2 protein-coding genes are annotated in these 1,617 nt (G+C 58.5%); both read right to left on the bottom strand.

From position 1 onward, the window contains the following. Positions 1-72: 72 nt before the first annotated feature. Positions 73-771, bottom strand: a complete 699-nt coding sequence (locus tag ACE04F_RS18815) for a PspA/IM30 family protein (RefSeq protein ID WP_434601949.1) — start codon at positions 769-771, stop codon at positions 73-75. Between the two features lie 21 nt (positions 772-792). After that, complete coding sequence (locus tag ACE04F_RS18810) at positions 793-1,374, bottom strand: YjfI family protein (protein WP_486109028.1); 582 nt, start codon at positions 1,372-1,374, stop codon at positions 793-795. Between the last annotated feature and the right edge of the window lie 243 nt (positions 1,375-1,617).

The following is a 1,617-nucleotide window of genomic DNA, read 5'->3' as shown; positions in this document are numbered from 1 at the left end:
CGCGACCCGGCGGGAGCAAGCTCCCTCGCCACAGGTTCAGTGCGCTCAGGGTGATGAGCGCACCTGCACGACTTACTCAGCCGATTTTTTCTTCAGGCGTTCCAGGATCGCATTGGCGCTGCCTTCGTTTGGCGTGATGCCGGCGTCACGCAGCTTGCGCTCCAGGTCGGAGCCGGTCGAAGCCTCGGCCAATTCGTCCTGGGCTTGCAGTTCAGCGGCCCGTTGCTGTTGCTTGGCTTGCAGGCGGTTGAGCGTACCGACGGCAGTTTCCAGCTTGCCATTGGCGCCGCCGCTGGCAATCGAGGCACTGACCTGGGCCTTTTGCACGCTTTCCCGGGCCTTGGCCATGTCTACTTGCTGACGCAGGCTTTTGATGCGGCTTTCGGCCTTGGTGATGTCCTTGCGCATGTTTTCCGCGTAACCGCCGAACTCGGTCGCGTGCTTTTGCTCGGCGTCCAGTTCGTTGGTCAGGGTCGAAATGGCTTCGGCCACTTCCAGTGCCAGATCCTCGCGGTTGGCCTGGATCGCGGCCAGGGCCTTGGCTTCCAGATCCTTGATCTTGGCGTTGTATTCGCCGACGCGATCGGTCGCCAGCTTGTGCTTGGCCATGATGGTGACCAGCTCGCGCTTGGCGTTGGCCAGCGCGGTGTCGGCGTCGCGAATTTCCTGGTCGAGGATGCGCAGGGCCTGTTGATCGACGATCGATTCGCCGACTTCATTGGCACCGCCACGCAGCGCGGTGAACAATTTGCTCCAGATGGACTGAGTCATTGGATAGTTCCTGTGGGCGAATTAATTAAAGAAGCGTTCGAAGGCTTCGCTGGCGCGCTGAACATTGTCGACGAGGGTTTTCACCTCGGTGACGATGTTGGTCAGGCTGGAATCAGAGCTCAACGCACCGAACATGTTGTAGACGACCTGGCCGTTGGGCATGGTCTCGATGCCGATGGACGACAGCGGAAACATTTCCCGGCTGCGCAACACGGCGTCGTTGAAGGCCGCTACATCCTTGATCGACTCGACATCCACCAGGACGGTGTCGACGATGATCTGGTCGCCGACCACGGCGATGTAGATCGGCAAGCCGCCGAAATCATTCATTTCCAGCTTGATGCTGGATTCGGAGCCTTGGACGAGGCTCAGGGTGATGTCGTGCGCGACCACTTCGTCCAAGGCTTGAAGGGCGCTGTAGAGACGATCGATGTTCCAGTTATTACCTGCGCTCATGTAATCCTCCGACATGAATGAGCCAGCCAGAATCGGTTGGCGTAGCTGTTTCTCCATTTGCTTGAGCAGGCTTCGATTTTCGGGAAGCACCCAAGTCTCGTGTTTTACATAGCCTGCGGCACTCAGGCCCGCGCGCATCTGCTTCATGTAGAAGCTCGACGGCTTCTTCGCGGACGGTTTGGCCCGTTCTCCCGTGCGGCTCGCTGACTCGCTCACAGAACCGTCAGACGGATCTGCTGGAGAGCTGGTTGGCATGGCACTGACCTCACTGTTAAAAACTCACGCGTGAGAAACACTACAGGTACTTTCCAAACCCTACAATAGCTCACGCGTGAGATTTAATTTGTCACAAACACGCTGATGCCACCTGCGGGAGCGAGCCTGATCGCG

Source organism: Pseudomonas sp. AGC41 (assembly GCF_057334555.1).
Note: the sequence above shows the minus strand (reverse complement) of the source record. Positions and strands in the feature narration are given on the sequence as shown.